At 66.8% G+C, this 15,535-nt stretch carries 12 protein-coding genes; 7 read left to right on the forward strand and 5 right to left on the reverse strand.

The genetic code is table 11. The features are described 5' to 3' along the window. The first annotated feature begins 37 nt into the window (after positions 1–37). The gene (locus GGR25_RS16035) at positions 38–646 is read left to right on the forward strand and encodes a DUF2239 family protein (protein ID WP_183399839.1); all 609 of its coding nucleotides are present in this window, start codon (positions 38–40) and stop codon (positions 644–646) included. Between the two features lie 20 nt (positions 647–666). Here the strand turns inward: GGR25_RS16035 and GGR25_RS16040 are convergent, their stop codons facing one another. Continuing rightward, positions 667–2,394 (reverse strand): AsmA family protein, encoded by a 1,728-nt coding sequence (locus GGR25_RS16040; RefSeq protein ID WP_183399840.1) that lies wholly within the window; start codon positions 2,392–2,394, stop codon positions 667–669. Positions 2,395–2,595: 201 nt separating this feature from the next. On the opposite strand from GGR25_RS16040, the gene GGR25_RS16045 reads away from it, so the two are divergent. Further along, positions 2,596–4,551, forward strand: coding sequence for an acetoacetate--CoA ligase (locus GGR25_RS16045; protein ID WP_183399841.1), 1,956 nt, complete (start codon positions 2,596–2,598; stop codon positions 4,549–4,551). 159 nt (positions 4,552–4,710) lie between these two features. Beyond that, on the forward strand, positions 4,711–6,225 hold the full coding sequence (locus GGR25_RS16050; protein WP_183399842.1) for a TadE/TadG family type IV pilus assembly protein: 1,515 nt from the start codon (positions 4,711–4,713) through the stop codon (positions 6,223–6,225). Position 6,226: 1 nt separating this feature from the next. On the opposite strand, the gene GGR25_RS16055 is transcribed toward GGR25_RS16050, so the two are convergent. After that, complete coding sequence (locus tag GGR25_RS16055) at positions 6,227–6,982, reverse strand: 16S rRNA (uracil(1498)-N(3))-methyltransferase (RefSeq protein WP_183399843.1); 756 nt, start codon at positions 6,980–6,982, stop codon at positions 6,227–6,229. A 100-nt stretch (positions 6,983–7,082) separates the two neighbouring features. Between GGR25_RS16055 and xseA the strand changes: the two genes are divergently transcribed. Then, the gene (xseA, locus tag GGR25_RS16060) at positions 7,083–8,627 is read left to right on the forward strand and encodes an exodeoxyribonuclease VII large subunit (RefSeq protein ID WP_183399844.1); all 1,545 of its coding nucleotides are present in this window, start codon (positions 7,083–7,085) and stop codon (positions 8,625–8,627) included. Here the strand turns inward: xseA and GGR25_RS16065 are convergent. After that, positions 8,624–9,073 (reverse strand): MarR family transcriptional regulator, encoded by a 450-nt coding sequence (locus GGR25_RS16065; RefSeq protein WP_183399845.1) that lies wholly within the window; start codon positions 9,071–9,073, stop codon positions 8,624–8,626. The two genes, xseA and GGR25_RS16065, sit on opposite strands and share 4 nt — an antisense overlap. 112 nt (positions 9,074–9,185) lie before the next feature. On the opposite strand from GGR25_RS16065, the gene GGR25_RS16070 reads away from it, so the two are divergent. Then, positions 9,186–9,848, forward strand: coding sequence for a glutathione S-transferase family protein (locus GGR25_RS16070; RefSeq protein WP_183399846.1), 663 nt, complete (start codon positions 9,186–9,188; stop codon positions 9,846–9,848). A gap of 10 nt (positions 9,849–9,858) precedes the next feature. On the opposite strand, the gene GGR25_RS16075 is transcribed toward GGR25_RS16070, so the two are convergent. Next, positions 9,859–11,532, reverse strand: coding sequence for a thiamine pyrophosphate-binding protein (locus GGR25_RS16075; RefSeq protein ID WP_183399847.1), 1,674 nt, complete (start codon positions 11,530–11,532; stop codon positions 9,859–9,861). A gap of 153 nt (positions 11,533–11,685) precedes the next feature. On the opposite strand from GGR25_RS16075, the gene GGR25_RS16080 reads away from it, so the two are divergent. Continuing rightward, entirely contained in the window at positions 11,686–12,615 is a 930-nt protein-coding gene (locus GGR25_RS16080) for a hypothetical protein (protein WP_183399848.1), read from the forward strand. A 90-nt stretch (positions 12,616–12,705) separates the two neighbouring features. Further along, on the forward strand, positions 12,706–13,020 hold the full coding sequence (locus tag GGR25_RS16085) for a YXWGXW repeat-containing protein (RefSeq protein WP_183399849.1): 315 nt from the start codon (positions 12,706–12,708) through the stop codon (positions 13,018–13,020). 45 nt (positions 13,021–13,065) lie between these two features. On the opposite strand, the gene GGR25_RS16090 is transcribed toward GGR25_RS16085, so the two are convergent. Beyond that, positions 13,066–15,516 carry a beta-mannosidase gene (locus GGR25_RS16090; RefSeq protein ID WP_183399850.1) on the reverse strand — a complete coding sequence of 817 codons (2,451 nt, stop codon included), beginning with the start codon at positions 15,514–15,516 and terminating at the stop codon, positions 13,066–13,068. Between the last annotated feature and the right edge of the window lie 19 nt (positions 15,517–15,535).

Below are 15,535 nucleotides of genomic sequence, written 5' to 3' on the forward strand. Positions count from 1 at the left end.
CGCCTAAATGTCGGTTCCCGGGGTTCGGAGAACGCAGATGAAGGCAGTCCGCACGATCTATTGCACGGCATTTTGCGGCGTGAAGCGCGTGGCCTCCGGTCTCGTGGGCGACGTAGCCGTTGCCGTGAAGGGCCTGGTCGACAGCGGGCAGCCGGTCGCCGTCTTCGAGGAAGCGACCAGCCGACCGATCGAGATCGATTTCCGCGGCTCGGTGGAGGATGTGCGCGAGCGGATCGAGGCGGCTCCGATCGACGGCCCCGTCGCGGAAGAGGGCGAACCGGAAACCTCAGGGGAGGCGCGCGGGCGCGGCCGGCCGCGGCTCGGCGTCGTGGCGCGCGAGGTGACGCTGCTGCCGCGGCATTGGGAATGGCTCAGCCGGCAGCCGGGCGGCGCCTCGGTCGCGCTCCGGCGCCTCGTCGATGCCGCGCGGCGCGAAAATGCTTCGCTCGATCGCCGGCGCGACGCCCAGGAATCGGCGAACCGCTTCATGACGTCGATGGCCGGTGACCAGCCTCGTTTCGAGGAGGCGAGCCGTGCGCTCTTCGCCGGCGATGCCGAGCAGTTCGATGCGCTGACGCAGGCCTGGCCGGACGATGTCCGCGACCATAGCCGCCGCCTTGCCGCTGCGGCTTTCGCCGCCGTCTGACGCCGGCCCCGCGCGCCGGTTCAGGGCGTCGGCTGGCCCGGCGCGATATCGAGCGAATCCGCGTCGCCGCGCAGAATGAAGGGCACGCTCTTCGCCGGCGTGAAGCGGCCTGCGTCGAAATCGATCGAACCGTGCATATCGAATGCGGGTCGCGCGAAGTCGGCGCTGCCGTTGAAATCGGCTGTATAGCCCTGGCCCTGCAATTGGCCGGTCTCGATCGAGAGCGTGTCGCGGCCGAGAGAAAAGCCGATCGACGCCTGGGTGAAATCCGTCTTGCCCGAAAGCGCGTCGGTGGCGGTCTTGTCGGTCCAGGCCTTAGCGAGCGCGGAGGCGTCGATGCCGTTCAGCGTCCCGCCGCTCAGCGTCAGCTCGCCGCTGCCTGCCAGATTGTTCATCAAGGCGTCCCATCGATCGCCGCCCGTTGTCAGCGCGAACATGCCCGCGGCCGTTCCGCGCGTGCCGAGGAACGGCAGCAGGGTCGTTGGGAGCGACTTCAGCGAGAGCGCATCGAATTGCGCCCTGATGGCCGCCTCGCTGGCTGGCCCGCCTGTGTCGAGGGAAAAGCTCGCCGACACGCGCGCGTCGAAGAGGCGCATATCGGCCAGCGCGACATCGAGCCGTCCGGCCCGCAGCGCCGCGGAACCGGCGACACGGCCGATCGCGTCGCCGCCATAGAGCAGTCGATCGGCTGAAAGGCGCACGTCGAGATCGACCTGCCCGAGTGCGGAGAAATCGAGCACGCGCTCGCCCAGCGCGCGGGCCGCCGTCAGTGCGTCCATGGCGAGCTCTGCGAACGGCGCGATGTCGAGGTCGTCGAAGGCGAGTGTCGCCTGTGCGGACGGGCGGGCGCTCGTGAAGTCGAACGACAATCCGCCCTCGCCGTCGCTGCCGTCGATGGAGAGCTTTGCATCCGGCAGCGTGGCGATGCCGCGGGCCAGCGACACCGCACCTTGCAGCGATGCGGCGCCGAACGCGGCGTGATCGGGGAGATACAGGCCGAAGAGGTTCGCGAGTTCGTGCAGAGCCGGCGTCTGGATCGCGATATCGCCGCTCGCCGTGGGGCGATCGAGCTGTTGGACCTGGCCGTTGAAGGTCGCGCGAACGGGTTCCGCGTCGACGGCGAGCTGCAACGTCGTCAGGCGCTGCTCGAAGAAGTCGAGCAGCGAGCCGATCGTGATCGAGAATGTCCCGGGCTTGCCTTGCCAGGTTGCCTTGCCCGAGAGGCTCGCCGGGCCGGAAGGGTCGGGCCATTTGAGAAGGGCATCGACATGGTCGATCTCCACGCTCCGTCCGGCGGCGTTCGCATAGTGGATCGTCCCGTCGGTCAGCGAGAGGCGCTGCACCCGCGTCGTCGCATCGAGCGCGTATGGCAATGTCCAGTTGGGGCGCCCTTCCGCGTCGGTGACGAAATGGAAGACCGGCGCGCGCAGATCGAAGGCTGACGGCTCGATGCGGCCCTGGAAGATGAGGGGAAGCAGGGGGATCTGTGCCGACAGCATCTCGGTCGTGACCAGCGTGTCGCCGGTCTGGATCGAGACGATGCGGGCTTTCGGAAATCCGACGGTCAGATAGGGCCGGAACGCGACCGTCGGCGTCCCCTCGAATGTCAGCGCCTTTCCACCCCAGCCTGCGATCTCATAGGTGATCGAACGCCGCACAACCTCGATCGAGACGAGGCTGGGCGCGGTGACGATGAAGACACCGACCAGCATGGCGAGAACGATCGAGAGAAGGGCGAGCCGTTTCATTCGCTCCGACGGCGGTTGGCATGGTGATCGACGGTCTTTCCGATAGGCACAAACCGTCCGCGGCGCAATGTCGTCGGCCCTCTGACGGTTCCGGCGGCGCGTGACTTGAGTGCCCGATCCGGTTTATCCAAGGGTGTTGCGGCGCCTCGCTGCCGCGCCGAAATCTTGCATTCCTCGACCCCAGGGACGGATCGAACGCGCATGGAAACCACGCCCCTCTGGACGCCGTCCGAAGAGCGCCTCCGCAACCATCCCATGACGCGCTTCCGCGCCGAGGCATCGAAACGCGCCAACCGGCCGCTCGCAGACTATGACGCCCTGTACGCCTGGTCGATCGAGGACCGGGCGGCGTTCTGGGACCTCGTCTGGGACTTCTGCGGCGTTTCGGGCGAGAAGGGCGAGCGGCGTCTCGTCGATGGCCACCGCATGCCGGGCGCCCGGTTCTTCCCTGACGCGACGCTCAACTTCGCCGACAATCTGCTGCGCCGGCACGGAGCGGACGACGCGATCGTGTTCTGGGGCGAGGATCGCGTGCGCCGGCGGCTCAGCTGGAACGATCTGCACGGCCTCATCTCGCGGCTGCAGCAGGTGCTGCTCAAGGCCGGCGTCGCGCCGGGCGACCGCGTCGCGGCCATGCTGCCCAACCTGCCCGAGACGATCGCGCTCATGCTCGCGGCCGCCTCGATCGGCGCCGTCTTCTCGTCCTGCTCGCCGGATTTCGGGCCGCAGGGCGTCCTCGATCGTTTCGGCCAGATCCAGCCCAAGGTCTTCGTGACCTGCGATGGCTATTACTATGGCGGCAAGCAGATGGACATCGCGCCAAAGCTCGCCGAGATCGTGCCGGCGCTGACCTCCGTCCGGCTGGTCCTCGTCGTTCCCTATCTCGGCAGGGCCGATGCGGTCGCGGCCGGGCTGGCGAACGCCGTCTCGCTCGATGCGGCTCTGGCGCCCTTCGCGGCGCGGCCCGTCGAGACGACGCCGATGCCTTTTTCGCATCCGCTCTACATCATGTTTTCCTCGGGGACGACGGGTGTCCCCAAATGCATCGTGCACTCGGCCGGCGGCACGCTCTTGCAGCATCTCAAGGAGATTCATCTCCATTGCGGCATCGGCGAGGGAGACAGGCTGTTCTATTTCACCACCTGCGGCTGGATGATGTGGAACTGGCTCGCCTCGGGGCTGGCGACGGGTGCAACGCTGCTGCTCTATGACGGCTCGCCGTTCCACCCGAATGGCAACATCCTGTTCGACTATGCCGACGCCGAGCGGATGACGCTTTTCGGGACATCGGCGAAGTTCATCGACAGCGTTGCCAAGGCTGGGCTCCGTCCGATCGAGACGCATGATCTGTCTTCGCTGACGACGATGACCTCCACGGGATCCCCGCTGGCGCCGGAAAGCTTCGCCTTCGTCTATCAGGGCATCAAGCACGACATTCATCTGGCCTCGATCTCGGGCGGCACCGACATCGTTTCCTGCTTCGTGCTCGGCATTCCCGACAAGCCGGTCTGGAAGGGCGAAATCCAGGGCCCCGGCCTCGGCCTGGCCGTCGACGTCTGGGACGACGAGGGCCGGCACCTTGGGCACGGCAAGGGCGAACTGGTGTGCCGCAGGGCGTTCCCGTCGATGCCGATCGGCTTCTGGAACGATCCCGAGGGTGCGCGCTACCACGCGGCCTATTTCGAGCGCTTCGACAATGTCTGGTGCCACGGCGATTTCGCCGAGTGGACCGAGCATGGCGGCCTGATCATCAATGGACGCTCGGATGCGACGCTCAATCCGGGCGGCGTGCGGATCGGGACCGCGGAGATCTATAATCAGGTCGAGCAGATTCCCGAGGTGCTGGAGGCGCTCGCCATCGGCCAGGATTGGGACAATGACGTCCGCGTCGTGCTGTTCGTGCGCCTGCGCCAGGGATTGGAGCTCGACGAGACCCTCGAGAAGGCGATCCGCACCCGCATTCGCAATGGGTGCACGCCGCGCCACGTGCCGGCGCGCATCGTCGCCGTGCCGGACATCCCGCGCACCAAGTCCGGCAAGATCGTCGAACTCGCCGTGCGTGAGGTCGTCCATCGCCGGCCCGTCAAGAACATCGAGGCGCTCGCCAATCCGGATGCGCTGACCTTCTTTGCCGACCTGCCGCAGCTGCAGTCCTGACGGGCTGAAATTATCGTTGATGAAACGTTAAATACCAGTTGCGGGAATCCAATATTCAATAAATAAGCGCTTAAACAAGACTTAATTCTATACAGATTGTTAAGGTCGCGTTTACCGCGCGCGGTTGCCTATGGTCCTCATGCGTTCTGAGGGGACATTATGGGGCATTGGCGCAATCTGCTGAGCGATCGGCGCGGCAACGTCGCGGTTATCTTCGCCGTCGCGGCGATCCCGTTGCTGATGGGCCTGGGTGTTGCTGTCGACTATGGCCGGACGGTGGTGACGCGGTCGCGTCTTGCGGACTCCATCGACGCGGCCGTGCTTGCGATCGGCAGCCAGCCCGCCATGTCCGATGCCGATGCGAAGACAGCGATCACGAAATGGGTCAATGCGCAGGTGAACGGTGCCGCGATCGGTTCCTGGCAGGTCGATTCCGTGACCCAGACCGGCGGGACGATCCATGTGACGGCGTCCGGCAGCGTTCCGACGACTCTCGCGAGCCTCGTCGGCGTGAAGACGCTGCCGGTCGTCGTTTCGACCGAGGCCGTCCGTCAGGCAAAGAAGATCGAGCTGGCGCTGGTGCTCGACAATACCGGCTCCATGGCGGGCTCGAAGCTCTCCTCGCTGATCACGGCGGCGAATTCTCTCGTCGATACGCTCGCCAAGGGCACCAAGCAGGCCGACGATCTGCGCGTTGCGCTGGTTCCGTTCTCCATGACGGTCAAGGTCGGCGCGTCCTACAAGACCGCCACGTGGATGGACACGCAGGCGCTGTCGCCGGTCCATAGCGAGATCTTCGACAAGACAGGCGTCAATCGCTTCAGCCTGTTCGAAAAGATGGGGGTCGCATGGGGCGGCTGTGTCGAGTCGCGGCCCATGCCCTATGACGTCCAGGACACGCTGCCGAGCGCCTCCAACCCATCGACCTATTACGTGCCGTATTTCGCCCCCGACGAGCCGGACACCAAGAGCGGCAATTCCGCCGTCTATCCGAACTCCTATCTGGCTGATGTGACGACCAGCACGAACTGGAAGACGCAGGAGACCTATTCCGCGAAGTACACGAAGAACTTCACCAAGACCGGCACCAACAGTTCGACCGGCTATACCTATGGACCCAATTCGGGCTGCGGGTTGGCGCCGCTGATGCGCCTGACCAACAACACGACGAGCATCAAGTCGGCGATCAGTGCCATGACGGCGGTCGGCGATACCAACATTCCGATCGGTCTCGCCTGGGGCTGGAATACACTCGCCCCGGCCGGCCCGTTCGGCGATGGCGTGGCCTATACCGATACCGAGCACAGCAAGATCGTGGTGCTGATGACCGACGGGCAGAACCAGAACTCCAATCCCGGCGGCAGCAACAGCAACGCCTCGTATTATTCCTCGATCGGCTACATCTGGCAGAATCGGCTGGGGATCACGTCCGGCTCGGATACGACGCGCCGGACGGCGATGGATTCGAGGCTCTCCACCCTTTGCACCAACATGAAGGCCAAGGGCATCCAGATCTATACGGTGCGCGTCGAGGTCACGACGGGTTCCAGCACGGTGCTGAAGAACTGCGCCTCGAGCCCGGACATGTTCTACGACGTGCAGGATTCCTCGCAACTGCTGGCGACCTTCCAATCGATCGCCGGCGAGATCTCGAAGCTGCGGATCTCGAAATAGGCTAGGGCGCCTCGTTCCAGTCGCCGGCGGCAGCCTGGACGAGCGCCAGCGCCGCGACGGCTGCCGTGTCGGCGCGCAGGATGCGGGGACCGAGCGGTATCGTCGTGACGAAGGGGCGGCTTACGAGCAGCGTGCGCTCCTCCGGCGAGAAGCCGCCTTCGGGGCCGATCAGCACGGCGAGCGGCGTGCCGCGCAGCGCATGCAGGATCGCGAGCGGGTCGCTGCCGGCGGCATCCTCGTCGCAAAAGATCAGCCGGCGGTCCGGGCTTTCATCCTCCCAGGCGGCGATCACGTCGGCGAGCGGGCGCGGTGCCGCGATGGTCGGGATCGTGAGGATCCCGCATTGTTCGGCCGCCTCGATCGCATTCGCGGCAAGGCGGTCCTCATTGAGGCGCGTCACCTGGGTGCGGCGGGTGATGACCGGGCGGATCGTCCCGGCTCCCATCTCGACGGCCTTCTGAACCATATAGTCGAGCCGCGCCTGCTTGAGGGGGGCGAAGAGATAGTGCAGATCGGCGGGCGGCGTCTGGGGGCGGGTCTCTTCGACGATCCGCAACTGTGCACGCTTGCGGTCACCTTCCAGGGTCGCGCGCCATTCGCCTTCGCGCCCGTTGAAGACGAGTATGGCGGCGCCGGGGCCCATGCGCAGCACATTGACGAGATAGTTCGCCTGGTCGCGATCGAGCGGGACGAGCGCATCCGCGGCGAGCGGCGCGTCGAGGAAGAGCCTCTGCGTGGTGAAGTCGTAGCGGGACATGCGCGAGCGATAAGCGAGCGGGGGGCGCGCCGCAAGTCCGGCTTGACCACCGTCCGGTCGGCGGGCATTCAGGGACAGAGGGCCCCACAACCGAGACGGCATGACCGAGACAGCCTCCAACGCCGCCGAATACTCCGTCTCCGAGATCTCGCTGGCGCTGAAGCGCACGGTCGAGGAAGCCTATGGCTATGTCCGCGTGCGCGGCGAGATCTCCGGCTATCGTGGTCCGCATTCCTCCGGCCATGCCTATTTCGCGCTCAAGGACGATCGCGCCAAGCTCGAGGCCGTGATCTGGAAGGGCAATTTCGGCCGCCTTCGCTTCCGTCCCGAAGAGGGCATGGAGGTGATCGCGACCGGCAAGCTCACGACCTTCCCGGGCTCGTCCAAATATCAGATCGTGATCGAGCAGCTGGAGCCGGCCGGCGTCGGTGCGCTGATGGCGCTGCTCGAGGAGCGTCGCCGCCGCCTCGCCGCTGAAGGCCTGTTCGATCCGGCCCGCAAGCGGCCGATACCCTATCTGCCGCGCGTCATCGGCGTCGTCACCTCGCCGACCGGCGCCGTCATCCGGGACATCCTGCACCGTCTTGCCGATCGCTTTCCTGTCGCCGTGCTGGTCTGGCCCGTGCGCGTCCAGGGGGAGACCTCGGCGGCGGAGGTCGCGGCGGCGATCGCCGGCTTCAACGCGATTGCGCCGGGCGGGCCGATCCCGCGGCCGGACGTGCTGATCGTCGCGCGCGGCGGCGGCAGCCTCGAGGATCTCTGGGGCTTCAACGAGGAGATCGTGGTGCGCGCCGCCGCGGCCTCGGATATCCCCCTGATCTCCGCTGTTGGCCACGAGACCGATACGACGCTGATCGACTATGCTGCGGACCTCCGCGCGCCCACACCGACCGGCGCCGCGGAGATGGCCGTGCCGGTCCGCTCGGAACTAGTGGGCGCCGTATCGGATCTCTCGCGCCGCCTCGACGGCGCCATGCTCCGTCATGTCGAAGGACGCCGCCGGGATCTGCGCGCCGCGGCGCGCGCGCTGCCGCGTCTCGACGATCTCCTCGCCATTCCCCGGCGCAGCTTCGACGAACTCGCCGGCCGTCTCGCCCGCGGCCTTTCGACCAACACGCTGGCGCATCGCGCGCGGCTGGAGCGTTCGTCCGGCCGGCTGCAGTCTGCTTCGCTCGATCGCCTGATCATGCGCGCCGGCGAACGGCTGGCCGCCCTGTCCACACGGCAGGGGCGGGCGCTGGAGGTCCATGCCGAACGCAAGCGCGCAGCCTTCGCCCGGCTCTCCGGCAGGCTCAGGATCGATCCGCTCGCCGAGCGCGTGACGCGCGGTAGGGACCGGCTCGGGCAAGCCGAGGAACGCGGCCGTCGTGCCTTTGCGCGGATCGTGGAGAAGAGCCGCGACAGGCTCGATCGCGCGGCGCGCCTGCTCGACACCCTATCCTATCGCAGCGTGCTGGCCCGTGGCTTCGCGCTGGTGACCGATGCCGCCGGCGCGCCGGTGCGCTCGGTGACGGCGATCGCTCCCGGCGACGCACTGACGATCGAACTCCAGGATGGCAAGGTCGGCGCGGTCGCGGCCGGATCCGCCGCGCCGGCGAAGCCAAAGCGCCGTCCGAAGGCGCCGTCGCAAGAGAGCCTGTTCTAGCCGCGTGCCGCGAGCTGTCCAAGCAGTCGCGCCAAGGTGGTGGCATCCGCGTCATTGTCGAGCCGCGCGCCAACATGGGCTGCGATGGCCGCCCGGTAGATCGGCCACATGCGGTCCAGCAAGGCCCGGCCGCTCTCGGTGATCGACACCATCTGTCCGCGCCCGTCGCTGCTGCAGGGGCTGCGATGCACATGACCGGCCTCTTCCAGCCGGTCGATCAGGCGCGAGACATTGTGCTGCGCGAGCAGCAATCGCTGCTGCAGTTCCAGCGGCCGGAGCGCGCCGCCCTCGGCCCGGCGCAGTTCGAGCAGCGCATCGTACCAGCCGAGCGGCGGCAATCCCGCCTGTTTCAGGTCGGCTTCGATCGCCTGGAGCGCGACCTGCTGCGCGCGCATCAGGCCGACCCAGGCGTTGACGACGGCCTCCGATGGTTCTGTCGCGGACATGGCGCACTCCCGATCTGGATGCAGATGCATTCATCTTGACAAGTCGATGTACTTGCATCTAAGTGAATGCATATGCATCGAACCTGCGGTGCAGTCAATTGAGGAGTACCCCATGAGTCCGCCGCTGACCCTGGTTTCCTTCGATCTCTGCCCCTACGTCCAGCGCGCCGCCATCGTGCTTGGCGAGAAGGGCGTGCCCTATGAACGCACCAATATCGACCTTTCGAACAAGCCGGACTGGTTCATGGCGATCTCGCCGCTCGGCAAGGTCCCGTTGCTGAAGGTCGGCGACGAGGTGCTGTTCGAGAGTACGGTGATCGCGGAATATCTGGACGAGACACAGCCGGCGCCGCTGCATCCCGCCGATCCGCTGCTGAAGGCGCGTCATCGTGGCTGGATGGAGTTCGGCTCGACGATCCTGGGCGACGTCTGGGTGCTCGAAACCACGGCCGATCAGGCGGCATTCGACGCCAAGGTCAAGACGGTCAAGGAGAAGTTCGCGCGGGTCGAGGCCGAGCTCGGCGACGGTCCTTTCTTCGCCGGCCCGTCCTTCTCGCTCGTCGATGCGGTCTTCGCGCCGATCTTCCGCATCTTCGAGGGCTTTGATGCCGTCCGGGATCTCGGACTGTTCGAGGGCCTGCCCAAGGTTCAGGCCTGGCGCAAGGCGCTGGGGGACCGCGCCTCGGTCAAGGCCGCCGTCGTTCCCGACTTTCAGGAGCGGTTGCTCGCCTTCCTGAAGCGACAGAATGGCATCATCGCGCAGGGCATCGCCTGAGTCGCGCGCGTCAGCGGTCCGCGTTTGACCGGAGGCCGCTCAACGTCGTCTGCGTCGAGAGCGCCTCCGGATCGGTGAGGAGATGCAGGATCGCGGGCTTGCCGCTCTGGATCGCGCGCTCGAAGGCCGGGGCGAAGTCTGCGGTCGTGCGGACGGTTTCGCCATGCCCGCCAAAGGCGCGGGCCAGCGCCGCGAAATCCGGGTTGACGAGATCGGTCGCCGAAACGCGGCCCGGATAGTGGCGCTCCTGATGGGCGCGGATCGTGCCATACATGCCGTTGTCGGCCACGATGACGATGATCGCCGCGCCTTCCTGGACCGCAGTCCCGAACTCCTGGCCCGTCATCTGGAAGCAGCCGTCGCCGGCGAAGTCGACGACGGTCCGCTGGGGATGGCGCAGCTTGGCGGCAACCGCGGCCGGCAGGCCATAGCCCATCGAGCCCGAGGTCGGGGCGAGCTGCGTGCCGGGGCGGCGGAAGCGGTAATAGCGATGCAGCCAGCCAGCATAGTTGCCGGCGCCATTGGTCAGGATCGCGTCGTCCGGCAGCGTGGCGTTCAGATGTGCAATGACGGCCCCGAGCTCGACGCCTGAGACGGCTCGCGGCGCGGGCTCCGACCAGGCGCGATAGCTGGCGTTGGCGGCGCGCGTCGCGTCGCGCCAGCGGATCTCGACGGGCGGGTGGACCACTTCGAGCTGAGCGGCGAAGCCGTTCGGCGTCGCATTGATGGCCAGCGTCGGGCGATAGACGCGGCCGAGCTCCTCGGCGCTCGCATGGACATGCACGAGCTTCTGCTTCGGCTCCGGCACGTCGATCAGCGTATAGCCGGAAGAGGGGACTTCGCCGAGACGGCCGCCGATCAGGAGCAGCAGGTCGGCGTCGCGGATGCGCTCCGCCAGCGCGGGATTGATGGCAAGGCCGACATCGCCGGCATAGTTCGGATGTTCGTGATCGAAGAGCCCCTGGCGGCGGAAGGAGACCGCGACCGGCAGGTCGAAGCGCTCGGCGAAGCGCGCGAGCGCGGCGACGGCCTTGTCGCTCCAGCGCGATCCGCCGGCAATGACCAGCGGGCGTTCGGCGGCCCAGAGCAGTTTCTGAAGCTGCGCCGTCTGGGTCAGTCCCGGGAACGTCTCGATCGGGTCGAAGGCTTCGGGCAGGTGCGGCGAGACGCGCTCGCGCAGCATGTCTTCGGGCAGGGCGATCACCACCGGCCCTGGCCTGCCGGACGTCGCGACATGGAAGGCGCGAGCGAGGATCTCCGGGATGCGGGCCGCGTCGTCGATTTCGGTCGCCCATTTGGCGAGGCCCGAAAAGACCTGGCGATAGTCGAGTTCCTGGAATGCCTCGCGGTCGCGATGGCCCCGCGCGATCTGCCCGACGAGCAGGATCATCGGCGTCGAATCCTGCATCGCGACATGGATGCCGCTCGCCGCATTCGTCGCACCCGGACCGCGTGTCACAATGGCGACGCCCGGCCGGCCGGTGAGTTTGCCCCAGGCCTCGGCCATCATCGCGGCGCCGCCCTCGTGCCGGGCATTGGTAATCGCGATCGGCGAGCCATGCAGCGCGTCCAGCACGGCGAGGAAGCTCTCGCCGGGAACCGTGAAGACGCGCTCGACCCCGTTCGCCGCCAGCATGTCGACGATGAGTTCGCCGCCACTGCGGCCTTGGGTCGATGCTGTCATGGGGGCCTCTCGGTGGATGGGACATTCGTTCTTAAGGGGAGGGCTCGCCCGGCTCAAGCGGGCGCGTGTCGCGGCGGCGGACGCAATGCAGCCGCTTTCAAGCGTTCCGATCCACGCCTAGACTCGGAAGAAATGCGAATCGGGAGGCCCCCTGTGATCCCCATACCGACTGCCGGTTCGTCAGCTGTCCGCGCGCTCCTGCTGGCAGCTGCGCTTCTGCTCGGTGGGCAGACGGCCGGTCATGCACAAGCTAGCGATGGCGACGATCAACCCGACTTCCCGACCGCCGAATTCGACGAGGGGGCGAAGGAGGCGAGCGTCACGGATTCCGGCATCACGGTGCGCATCCATCAGGAACGGCGGCCGAAGGTCGACCCCAATCTCGACGTGCCGGTCTTCGAGGTCTTCGTCGGCGAGAAGAGGGTTCTCGAGTATGTCGGCGTTGCCTCTGGCATGGATGTTCCCGCGGTCAGCGCCTCGATCGTCGAGATCGATCCGACGAACGACAGCAAGGAGGTCTATTTCTCCTCCTATTCCGGCGGTGCGCATTGCTGTTCGCAGGTCGCCGTCGCCACCAAGACGGCCTCTGGCTGGGTGCCGGTCGAGATTGGCTCGTTCGACGGTGACGGCTATTATCTGCAGGATCTCGGCAATGACGGCGTCGCCGAGATCGTGTCGGTCGACAACGCCTTCCTGTACGCCTTCGATTGCTATGCCTGCAGCGCGGCGCCGCTGGTGATCTATACGGTGCGCGACGGCAAGCGCGTCGATCTCACCGCAGACCCGCGCTACGTCAGGAACCACCGCGACTGGCTGAAGCAGCTCGAGGAGGACGCCGATCCGCAGACCCGCTGGACGTCGCCGGGCTTCCTCGCGGGTTGGGTTGCTGCGAGCATCCGGGCCGGAAGTGGCCGTTCCGCCTATCAGGATCTCCTGGCCCACTGGGATTCCAGCAAGGACGAGGGCGAGGAGACCTGCCTCACCGGCGCCGATCTCGACACCTGTCCGGCCACCGATAAGAAGGTGCTCAAGTTTCCCGAACGGCTGAAGCTGTTTCTGGAGCAGCACGGCTATTCGCTCTGACAGGCCGTGGCGCGACGGAATCCGTCGCATGGCGCGTTGAAGATGAGCGGGCGTACCGGCGCGATCAGCGCCACAACATGAGGAACAGCCATGATTTCGAGGCGCAATCTGTTGCGTGGTCTGTTTGCGGGCGCGGTCGCCGCCCCGCTGGCGGGATTGCCCGTTGCCGAGGCCGAAGCCCAGACGATGTGGATGGCGCCGCCGCCGCCGCGCCGTGAGCGCGTCCCGCCGCCGCGCCGGGGCTATGTCTGGATTCCCGGCCATTGGGGCTGGCGCGCCGGGGCCTATGTCTGGGTGCCGGGCCGGTGGATCGCCTATCGTCCGGGCTGGCACTATGCGCAGCCGCGCTGGGTGCGCCGCGGTCCGCGCTGGGTGTTCGTCCCCGGCGGCTGGGTCCGTCGATAAGCGGTATCGACAAGCGGGCGCGGCTTTCGCCGCGCCCGCTCCGCTTCAGAGATAGCTCGCCCGGAGATGGTGGATCGTGAGGTCTCCCGCCTGCGGCATGGTCGTGCCCGGCTCGGGGCGGAACGTCACGACGCGGTCTTCGCCCGGCAGCAGCAGGAAGCTTGTATCATCGAAATGGCCGGGCCGCCCTTCGGCCTCGGGCCGGACGTAGAAGGCCGGGGCGTCCGATGACAGCACGAAGCGGCCGGGGCCGTCGGCTGCGACCGTGACGGTCGCCTCCGGCAGTTCGAACCGCTTGGGCGGGGCCGGGAAGACCACGACTTGAAGCGCCGGATCGAAATCGTCGCCGTGGCGTCCGTCGAGCACATAGATGCGGTCGGTGCCGCCTTCGGCCGGCAGCGAGAAGAGCTCGACCGCCCGGTCCGGCGGCAATTGCGCCTTGCAGCGGCGCTCGTCCAGCCATTGCCCGGACAGGTCGAGCGTCCGCAGCCTCACCTCGATCGGAACCGTCTTGTGCAGATCGCTGACGCCATGGGCGACGAGGCGGCCGTCGACGATGCGCGCGGTCAGCATCACCGGCGCGAAGAAGCGTTTCGCGTGATGATGCAGGGTCTTCCAGGCGAGCGTCCAGTCGATTGACGACCAGGAGACGGCCGGCCAGACATCGTTGAGCTGCCAATAGAGCGCGCCCATGGAATGCGGCTTGAGGCTGCGCCAATAGCGAACCGCCGTCTCGATGGCGAGGGCCTGCTGCAGCTGTGACAGATAGACGAAATCGGGAAAGCTCGAAGGCACGCGGAAGTAACGCGCCATCGTATCGATGATGCGCGCATTGCCGGCGCCGTCGCGCTGATGAAATTCCATGACCGGCGCCGTGGCGTTCCAGTCCTTTGGCTCGGCAAAGGAACGTATCGCGGTCATGGAGGGGAAGGACTGGAAGCCGAATTCGGAGCAGAAACGTGGCTTGACGGTGTAATAGTGCTCGAAATTCTTGTTCGAGTGCCAGACATCCCAGAAATGGATGTCGCCCGAACCATCGTCGTGCCAGGCGTCGCCATAGTCGAGATCGCCATTGCAGGGCGACGAGGGCCAGAACCGGCGGCCGGGATCGGTGTCGAGCACGGCCTTCTCGATGACGCGGTTCAGCCGGTCGTAATTGACGAGGTAGCGGTCGCGATTATTGCGCGACAGCTCGTACCAGGTCAGCGAGCCGATCACCTCATTGTCGCCGCACCAGAGCGCGATCGACGGCCGGCTCGACAAGCGCTTGATCTGATAGCGTAATTCCGCGTCGACAGTGGTCAGGAATTCCGGCGTCGAGGGATATTGCGAGCAGGAAAACATCATGTCCTGCCAGACGAGCAGGCCGAGCTCGTCACAGAGATCGTAGAAGACGTCGAACTCGTAGAAGCCGCCGCCCCAGACGCGGAGCATGTTCATATTGGCTTCGACCGCGGCCGTGAGCAGCGCGCGGACGCGTTCGCCGCTGATGCGCGAGGGCAGGGCGTCTGCCGGTATCCAATTGGCGCCCTTGGAGAAAATGTCGATACCGTTGACGCGGAAGGTCATGGAGGCGCCGGCTTGGTCGGGCTCGGTGACCACTTCGAGCGTACGGAAGCCGATGCGGCGCGTGACGCGGTCGCCGGGGATCGTGACCACGGCTTCGTGCAGCGGCTGGGCGCCATGTCCCGCCGGCCACCAGAGCGCCGGCTTGCCGACATTCAGCGCGACCGTGACGCGCCCGCCCGAGACTGGGTCGACGGATACGGAGACGGTTTCGGTATGGCCGCAGAGCGAGACGGCGAGGGGCACGGTCGTCGCCGTCTTCGCGACCAGTTCCACCTCGGCCAATGCGACGACGGTTCCATCCTGTTGATGCTGCTGGCGAATCTGCACGCTTTCGATCCGCGCGCGCTCAAGAAGGCGCAGCGCCGGCGGCGCGTAGAGGCCGCTGACCAGCAGGCAGGGCCCCCAGTCCCAGCCGCCATGGCACTGCGCCTTGCGGATCATGTTGAGGTCCGGGACGCGATTGTTCGCGACGCTCCAGGGGATCGGGAAGGGCTGGATCGCGGCGAGGCGGCTCGCTTCGGCGCCGGCGGGCAGGAAGCGGATGCGGATCTCGTTCGCGCCGGGCCGAAGCAGCCCGTCGAGGTCGAGGCGGTGGCGGATGAAGCTTGAGCCGAGTTTCGCCACCAGGCCGCCATTGACGAAAACATGGGCGAAGGTGTCGACGAATTCGAGGTCCAGCACCGGCCAGCGGCCGGCGAGCTGTTCCGCGTCCAGCTCGAAGCTGCGGACGATCTCCCATTCCGCCTCGCCGACCCACTGGACCTCCGCCTCGTGCGTCCCCTTGTGCGGATCGGGGATGCGACCGAGCGCGAGCAGCGCGGAGTGGATGTCGCCGGGAATGGCGATCGGCCCGAGCGGTGCGCCGGACGCCTCCGCGAGGGACCAGAGGCCGGAGAGGTCAATGTCGGCTACGACGGCATCAGGCATGGCGGCGCCTCATCGCTGG

Source organism: Kaistia hirudinis (assembly GCF_014196455.1).
GTDB lineage: Bacteria > Pseudomonadota > Alphaproteobacteria > Rhizobiales > Kaistiaceae > Kaistia > Kaistia hirudinis.

Coding starts and splice junctions, on each gene's coding strand:
- GGR25_RS16055 (WP_183399843.1), bottom strand. CDS start 6,982: ATGTCCCGCTACGACTTCACCACGCAGAGGCTCTTCCTCGACGCGCCG.
- GGR25_RS16050 (WP_183399842.1), top strand. CDS start 4,711: ATGGGGCATTGGCGCAATCTGCTGAGCGATCGGCGCGGCAACGTCGCG.
- xseA (WP_183399844.1), top strand. CDS start 7,083: ATGACCGAGACAGCCTCCAACGCCGCCGAATACTCCGTCTCCGAGATC.
- GGR25_RS16040 (WP_183399840.1), bottom strand. CDS start 2,394: ATGAAACGGCTCGCCCTTCTCTCGATCGTTCTCGCCATGCTGGTCGGT.
- GGR25_RS16070 (WP_183399846.1), top strand. CDS start 9,186: ATGAGTCCGCCGCTGACCCTGGTTTCCTTCGATCTCTGCCCCTACGTC.
- GGR25_RS16075 (WP_183399847.1), bottom strand. CDS start 11,532: ATGACAGCATCGACCCAAGGCCGCAGTGGCGGCGAACTCATCGTCGAC.
- GGR25_RS16065 (WP_183399845.1), bottom strand. CDS start 9,073: ATGTCCGCGACAGAACCATCGGAGGCCGTCGTCAACGCCTGGGTCGGC.
- GGR25_RS16045 (WP_183399841.1), top strand. CDS start 2,596: ATGGAAACCACGCCCCTCTGGACGCCGTCCGAAGAGCGCCTCCGCAAC.
- GGR25_RS16085 (WP_183399849.1), top strand. CDS start 12,706: ATGATTTCGAGGCGCAATCTGTTGCGTGGTCTGTTTGCGGGCGCGGTC.
- GGR25_RS16090 (WP_183399850.1), bottom strand. CDS start 15,516: ATGCCTGATGCCGTCGTAGCCGACATTGACCTCTCCGGCCTCTGGTCC.
- GGR25_RS16035 (WP_183399839.1), top strand. CDS start 38: ATGAAGGCAGTCCGCACGATCTATTGCACGGCATTTTGCGGCGTGAAG.